We start from the raw sequence: 7,808 nt of genomic DNA, 5'->3' as shown, positions 1-7,808 counted from the left end.
CACAGGGATCTTCGGTGGACACAAATCGTGTGGCAGAAGATAAAACTGTGGGAGCGGGCTTGCCCGCGATGGCGGCCTATCATTCGCCGAATATCTCAGCTGGCTGTCGCCAACAACAAATCCGCCATCGAACGATGCCCACGGTGTTTGCCATGGTCATACAGCGACCCGGCAATCTCGTCGGCACGAATCGGCAGGATCGACAGCAAGGTATCGCTCAGGCCGTGGCTGGCCTGGCAGAAGCCCTGCATGTAGATACCCGCCTTGCAGCGCTCGTCGGTGATCAGTTTGTAGTTGCGGTCGACCTCGAAATCGCCCAGGTACTGTTCCAGCGGCGCCAGCAGTTTGCGGTGCATCTGACGCTCATAACCGGTGGCCAGCACCACGGCGTCGTAGTGACGGACCGTGACTTCGCCGGTGGCGTTGTTGCGCACCGCCAGTTCGATGCCGCGCTCGGTAGCGGTGGCTTTTTCGATTGTGGTCAGGGTACGGAACACGTGACGGGCAATGCCCGAAACCTTCTGGCGATAGAAGATGCCGTAGATGCGTTCGATCAGGTCGATGTCCACCACCGAGTAGTTGGTGTTGTGGTACTCGTTGACCAGACGCTCGCGTTCGCTGCTTTCCTGGTTGAACACCAGGTCGGTGAACTCCGGCGAAAACACTTCGTTGACGAACGGGCTGTCGTCCGCCGGCTTCAGCGCCGAGCCGCGCAGGATCATGTCGACCTGCACCGACGGGAAGCTGTCGTTCAGGTCGATGAAGGCTTCCGCCGCACTCTGCCCGCCGCCGATGATCGCGATGCTCATCGGCTGGTTGCTCACGCACGGCTGCTTGGCCATTTGCGCCAGGTACTGCGAATGGTGGAACACGCGAGCGTCATCCTTGAGCGCCTTGAAGGCTTCGGGAATGCGCGGCGTGCCGCCGGCGCTGACCACCACCGAACGGGCGGTGCGCACATGTTGATGGCCGCCGGCATCGCGGGAAATCACCCGCAGCGCTTCGACCTGATGGTTGTGCAGCACCGGCTCGATGGTCAGCACTTCCTCGCCGTAGCGACTCTGTTTTTCGAACTGCCCGGCGACCCAGCGCAGGTAATCGTTGTACTCCATCCGGCACGGATAAAAAGTGCCCAGGTTGATGAAGTCCACCAGACGACCGTGGGCCTTCAGGTAATTGACGAACGAGTAAGGGCTGGTCGGGTTGCGCAGGGTCACCAGGTCCTTGAGGAAGGAAATCTGCAGCTCGCTCTGGGTCGACAGGGTGTTGCCGTGCCAGCTGTAGTTGGCCTGCTTGTCGAGAAACAGTACATCCAGCTCGCCCTGGGTCGGCCCGCGCTCTTGCAGGGCGATGGCCAGCGCCAGATTGGAAGGGCCGAAACCGACGCCGATCAGGTCGTGAACGATGGGCGATGCAATTGCCTGTGTCATTTCCAGTGTCCTCTGGATGAACCCCCGAGCAGCGGGGAATAAACCTAAGTGACCTGACCGGCCTTGAGCAGGACAGCAAGTCGTCTGTTGATTAGGAACGAGGACAGTGAAATAAAATTTAACGTATTTTTGCCAAAGCAAACCGCAGCCATGTGCAGGTCAATGGGCATCCCATTGCCGCATCCGCACCCGGCAATGCTTCATCGCATTGACGATGTGCTTCTCGACCAGCGCCTTGGAAATGCCCAGCCGCTGGGCAATCTCCGGGTGCGACAGGCCATCGAGTTTGCGCAGCATGAAACTCTCGCGGCACAGGCGTGGCAGTTCCGCCAAGGCGCGCTGGAGCATGTCCAGGCGCTGGCCATGGTCGAGCGAGCTGAGGGGTGATGGACTGAAATAGCGCTCTTCATTGTCGAGCACATCCAGCGATTCGACCTGACGCAGTGCATTGCGCCGGTGATCGTCGATCACCAGATTCAGTGCCGTGCGATAAAGGAATGCCCGGGGCTGCTCGATCGGCGTGTCGCTGGAGCGCTCCAGGACCCGCAGATAAGCGTCATGCACCACATCTTCGGCCACCTGGCGGTTGCCGAGCTTGGCGTTCAGGAAACACACCAGCTCTCGATAGTAGTTTTCCAACATGACTCCCGTCCGCACGGGTGCGGTTTCTGTCCTTGAGCCAGCTGATCGGCCACAAAAACAGGCAGTGGCACGATAGTGGCAGTTTGAGGTGTGTAATTTATAGTAATTCTCATATAGATTTAAAGTGTTGCTTTGTCTTGCCCGACAAATAGTCACGAAGGCGGTCTGGTTTTTGTTGACCGGGTACATATCCGTTGCTGCGGTAACGGCCGCTATAAGTTCCGCCCTTACGGCGGGTTACTTGGAAAAGCGCCAAGTAACCAAGCGCTTTATCCCCTGACGTACGGCCCTTCGCTTAGGCTCAGGGTTCCCTCCCTCCGGTATTCATCCGGGGGCATCGCCTCCGGTTTGCTTCGCTGCACCTCCTCTCGATGTGTGCGGCTTCGCCGCACGGCGCTACGCGCCTACCCCCCTGATGAACACCTACGCTCGGCCTGCCGACGGGGCAGATCAACATCAAGTGCAAGATCAAAAGCCAAAGCAGATCTGGAATCCCTGTAGGAGCGAGCTTGCTCGCGATGGACGACAGAACACCGCGGGTGTGTCAGGCTGCCCGCATTATCGTTGACGACCATCGCGAGCAAGCTCGCTCCTACAGAGGAATGGCGTACGGCAATCAGGTCGAGTGTCAGCTCGCCTCCGCAGCTTTTGATCTTGATCCACCCGCCCCTTCGGCAGGCTGAGTGGAGGCGTTCATCCGAGGATTGGCGCGCAGCGCCGTTCGACGCAGTCGAACACATCGCATGTAGGTGCCAGCGAAGCCAACCGGAGGGCGATGCCCCCGGATGAATGACGGAGCGAAGGAACCCCGAGCCTCAGCGAGGGGCCGGACGCTCGGGGCGAGCCTTTTTTTGCTTATCTTTTTTTTGGCGTTTGAAAAAAAAGTAAGTCGCCGTAAGGGCGAAACCATAAGTCGCCGTTACCGAAGCAATGGATATGTACTCGGCCAGCAAGAGACAGGCCGGCTGCCAGGCCGCCTTCGCGAGCAGGCTCGCTCCCACAGTTGACCGTTTCAGATGTTGCACCATATTTCCCGAGCTAAATTCCTCGCGACTTTTATCGTATACAGGACAGCTCTCCGTCCCTGCCGGCCCCACGGCAGTGTTCAATTGTTCTGGAACCCTGCATGAAACGTCCCCGTCAGACCCGACGCGCCCTGCTTGTAGCACTCAGCCTGATCCCCGTTATCGCCGTCGCTGCCTGGCAGATCATCCCGCCCGGTCGCGACAAATTCGCCACCGTCCAGGTCAGCCGCGGCGATATAGAAAGCAGCGTCACGGCCTTGGGCACCCTGCAGCCCCGGCGCTATGTCGACGTCGGCGCCCAGGCTTCGGGGCAGATCCAAAAGATCCATGTGGAAGTCGGTGACGTGATCAAGGAAGGCCAGTTGCTGGTGGAGATCGATCCGTCCACGCAACAGGCCAAACTCGATGCCGGGCGCTTCTCCATCGAAAACCTCAAGGCCCAGCTCCAGGAACAACGGGCGCAACACGACCTCGCCCAACAGAAATTCCAGCGCCAGCAGCACCTCAAGGCCGGCGGCGCCACCCGCGAAGAAGACGTGCAGACCGCCCAGGCCGAACTGCGCGCCACCCAGGCGCGCATCGACATGTTCCAGGCACAAATTCGCCAGGCCCAGGCCAGCCTGCGCAGCGATCAGGCCGAACTCGGCTACACACGGATTTATGCGCCGATGTCCGGCACCGTGGTGGCGCTGGACGCCCGCGAGGGCCAGACCCTGAACGCCCAGCAGCAGACACCGCTGATCCTGCGCATCGCCAAGTTGTCGCCGATGACGGTCTGGGCCGAGGTGTCCGAAGCCGACATCGGTCACGTCAAACCCGGCATGAACGCCTGGTTCACCACCCTCAGTGGCGGCAGCCGGCGCTGGCAAAGCACCGTGCGGCAGATTCTGCCGGTGCCGCCCAAACCGCTGGACCAGACCAGCCAGGGCGGCGGCAGCCCCGCCAGTACGAGCAAAAGCGGCAGCGCCCGGGTGGTGCTATACACCGTGTTGCTGGACGTCGACAACGCCGACAACGCATTGATGGCGGAAATGACCACCCAGGTGTTCTTCGTCGCCGACCAGGCCAAAGACGTGCTGACCGTGCCGATTGCCGCCCTGCAGGCCGGCACGCAAGCGGACAGCCAGACCGCGCAAGTGGTCGCCAGTAACGGCAGCATCGAACAACGCACCGTGCGCACCGGGATCAGTGATCGCCTGCGGGTGCAGATCCTCGACGGCTTGCAGGAAGGCGATCACCTGTTGATCGGCCCGGCCGACGGGAGTGGCGGTTGAATGCAGACGCCCCTGATCGAACTGTCGGACATCCGCAAGGCCTACGGCGGTGGCGACGCTCCTGAAGTTCACGTGTTGCGCGGTATCGACTTGTCGATCCATGCCGGTGAGTTCGTGGCGATTGTCGGTGCTTCCGGTTCCGGCAAGTCGACGCTGATGAACATCCTCGGCTGCCTCGACCGCCCGACTTCGGGCGAGTACCGCTTCGCCGGGGAAAACGTCGCCGCCCTGGACACTGACGAATTGGCCTGGCTGCGCCGCGAAGCCTTTGGTTTCGTGTTTCAGGGTTACCACCTGATCCCTTCCGGCTCGGCCCAGGAAAACGTCGAGATGCCGGCTATCTACGCGGGCACCCCGGCAGCCGAACGCCACGCCCGCGCCGCCGCCCTGCTCGAGCGCCTCGGCCTCGCCACGCGCACCGGCAACCGCCCGCATCAGCTGTCCGGCGGTCAGCAACAGCGGGTGTCGATCGCCCGCGCCTTGATGAATGGCGGCCACATCATCCTCGCCGACGAACCGACCGGCGCCCTCGACAGTCACAGCGGCAAGGAGGTCATGGCGCTGCTCGACGAACTGGCGAGCCAGGGCCACGTGGTCATCCTGATCACCCACGACCGCGAAGTGGCGGCCAGGGCCAAGCGCATCATCGAAATCCGCGACGGCCTGATCATCAGTGACAGCGCCCGGGACAATCCCGCCGCGCAACACTCGGCCACCCCCGGCGCGCTGCAAGCGGTTGATCTGCGCAAACGCCTCAGCGAAGGCGCCGAAGCAACAGGTGCCTGGAAAGGCGAACTGGTCGATGCGGTGCAAGCGGCCTGGCGGGTGATGTGGATCAACAAGTTCCGCACCGCCCTGACCTTGCTCGGCATCATCATCGGCGTGGCCTCGGTGGTGGTGATGCTGGCCGTCGGTGAAGGCAGCAAGCGCCAGGTCATGGCGCAGATGGGCGCGTTCGGCTCGAACATCATTTACCTCAGCGGTTCGTCCCCCAACCCGCGAACACCGCTGGGCATCGTCACCCTGGACGAAGTCAAGGCGGTGGCAAGCCTGCCGCAAGTGATGCGCATCATGCCGGTCAACGGCCAGGAAGCCGGAGTGCGTTTCGGCAACCTCGACCACTTGAGCTACGTCGGCGGCAACGACACCAACTTCCCGGCGATCTTCAACTGGCCGGTGGTCGAAGGCAGCTATTTCACCGAGGCCGACGAACGAAACGCCGCGGCGGTGGCCGTGATCGGGCACAAGGTCCGCACCAAGCTGCTCAAGGACGTGGCCAACCCCATCGGCCAGTACATCCTCATTGAGAACGTACCGTTCCAGGTGGTGGGGGTTCTGGCGGAAAAAGGCGCCAGCTCCGGCGATTCCGACAGCGACGACCGCATCGCCATCCCCTACTCCGCCGCCAGCGTACGGCTGTTCGGTACGCACAATCCCGAGTACATCGCGATTGCCGCCGCCGATGCACGCAAGGTCAAGGAGACCGAGCACGCCATCGAACAGCTGATGCTGCGCCTGCACAACGGCAAGAAGGATTTCGAGCTGACCAACAACGCGGCGATGATCCAGGCCGAAGCGCGCACGCAAAACACCCTGTCGCTGATGCTCGGTTCGATTGCGGCGATTTCGCTGCTGGTGGGCGGCATCGGCGTGATGAACATCATGCTCATGACCGTGCGTGAACGGACCCGAGAGATCGGCATCCGCATGGCCACCGGCGCCCGGCAGCGGGACATCCTGCGCCAGTTCCTCACCGAAGCCGTGATGCTCTCGGTGGTCGGCGGACTGGCCGGGATCGCCCTGGCGCTGATCGTCGGTGGCGTGCTGATCCTCAGCGAAGTCGCCGTCGCGTTCTCCTTGATAGCGGTGCTGGGCGCCTTCGGCTGCGCCCTGGTCACCGGTGTTGTCTTCGGCTTCATGCCGGCCCGCAAAGCTGCCCGACTCGACCCGGTCACGGCCCTTACCAGTGAATGATCTCTCCATGAAGCCGTCCTTGAGTTTGCTGACCCTGTGCCTGTTGCTCAGTGCCTGTGGCACCCCGGCCCAGCGCCCGGACAGCGGCATCGTGCCGCCCTCTTCCTGGCAATCGCCCCATGACCGAAACGCCGCCCGCAACAACGCGCAATGGTGGAACCGCTTCGGCAGCCCGCACCTTGCGCGCCTGGTCGAACAGGCCCGGGTCGGCAGTTACGACCTGGCCGCCGCCATCGCCCGAGTGCGCCAGGCGCAGGCCGAAACCGTGGTCGCCGGTGGCTCGCAGTTGCCGGAGGTCAAGGCCGGTTTGAACGCCAACCGCCAGAAGTTGCTGCGCGGTAGCGGCTATAGCCAACTCGACGCCGACAGCGATAACGACGCGGTCGACTACTTCACCGCCAACCTCACGGCCAGTTACGAAATCGATTTCTGGGGCGGCCAGCGCGCCTCCCGCGACAGTGCGCAATTCGCCCTGCAGGCCAGTGAGTTCGATCAGGCGACGGTGGAGCTGACGTTGCTCAGTGGCGTGGCCAACGGTTATGCACAAACCTTGTCGCTGCAGGAACAGAGCCGCATTGCCGAGCTGAATCTGGCCAATGCGCAGAACGTTTTGAGGCTGGTGCAAACCCGCTTCGACTCGGGCTCCGCGACCGCCCTGGAACTGGCCCAACAGAAAAGCCTGGTCGCGGCGCAGCAACGGCAATTGCCGCTGGTTCAGCAACAGGCCATGGACGCGCAGATCAGTCTCGCCGCGCTGCTCGGCCGTCCGGTGCAGGCGCTGGCCTTGGGTCAGGAGCGCTTCGATCAACTGTCATGGCCGGCCATCGAAGCCGGCGTGCCCAGCCAATTGCTCAGCCGCCGCCCGGACATCGCCCGCGCCGAAGCGCAACTGGCCGCCGCCCAGGCCGACGTCACCGTCGCCCGCGCCGCCATGTTACCGACCGTGACCCTGAGCGCGGAAATCGGCTCCGGTGCCGATCGCGCCGGCGACATTCTGCGCAGTCCTTTCTACAACCTCGCCGCCGGACTGCTGGCACCGGTGTTCAACAACGGTCGCCTGGGTGCCGAACGCGACAAGGCCACAGCCCGCCAGGAAGAACTGCTGGAAGCCTATCGCGGCGCGATCATCAATGGTTTTGCCGATGTGGAAAAAGCGCTGAACAGCATTCGTGGGCTGGACGAACAGCGGCAGTGGCAAAGCGAAGAACTGCGCGAGGCGCAAACTGCATTCGACATTGCGCAAAGCCGTTATCAGGCGGGGGCCGAGGATCTGCTGACCGTGCTGGAAACCCAGCGCACGCTGTATGCGGCGCAGGATCTGAATGTGCAACTGCGGTTGTCGCGGTTGCAGGCGAGCATTGCGCTGTACAAGGCGCTTGGGGGCGGGTGGCAGGTTTTGTAATGGCGGGTACTATTCGACCGTCTTCGCGAGCAGGCTCGCTCCCACAGTGGACCTGTGTTCA

Annotated in this window: 5 protein-coding genes; 3 read left to right on the top strand and 2 right to left on the bottom strand. The window is 62.5% G+C overall.

All coding sequences use genetic code 11. From position 1 onward, the window contains the following. Window positions 1–95: 95 nt before the first annotated feature. A complete protein-coding gene (locus ACW9HW_RS27425) occupies window positions 96–1,430 on the bottom strand; it encodes a lysine N(6)-hydroxylase/L-ornithine N(5)-oxygenase family protein (RefSeq protein WP_095197378.1) in 1,335 nt (444 codons plus the stop codon). A gap of 159 nt (window positions 1,431–1,589) precedes the next feature. Continuing rightward, complete coding sequence (locus tag ACW9HW_RS27420) at window positions 1,590–2,072, bottom strand: sigma-70 family RNA polymerase sigma factor (protein WP_095197377.1); 483 nt, start codon at window positions 2,070–2,072, stop codon at window positions 1,590–1,592. Window positions 2,073–3,198: 1,126 nt separating this feature from the next. On the opposite strand from ACW9HW_RS27420, the gene ACW9HW_RS27415 reads away from it, so the two are divergent. Genes ACW9HW_RS27415 through ACW9HW_RS27405 form a run of 3 tightly spaced genes read left to right on the top strand, consistent with a single transcriptional unit; the run spans window position 3,199 to window position 7,747 of the window. Next, on the top strand, window positions 3,199–4,371 hold the full coding sequence (locus tag ACW9HW_RS27415) for an efflux RND transporter periplasmic adaptor subunit (protein ID WP_457402431.1): 1,173 nt from the start codon (window positions 3,199–3,201) through the stop codon (window positions 4,369–4,371). After that, a complete protein-coding gene (locus ACW9HW_RS27410) occupies window positions 4,372–6,345 on the top strand; it encodes a MacB family efflux pump subunit (protein WP_095197374.1) in 1,974 nt (657 codons plus the stop codon). It abuts the gene before it with no gap. A 7-nt stretch (window positions 6,346–6,352) separates the two neighbouring features. Then, a complete protein-coding gene (locus ACW9HW_RS27405) occupies window positions 6,353–7,747 on the top strand; it encodes an efflux transporter outer membrane subunit (protein ID WP_457402428.1) in 1,395 nt (464 codons plus the stop codon). Window positions 7,748–7,808 lie beyond the last annotated feature (61 nt).

It is taken from the genome of Pseudomonas sp. SDO5532_S415 (assembly GCF_054071155.1).
Note: the sequence above shows the minus strand (reverse complement) of the source record. Positions and strands in the feature narration are given on the sequence as shown.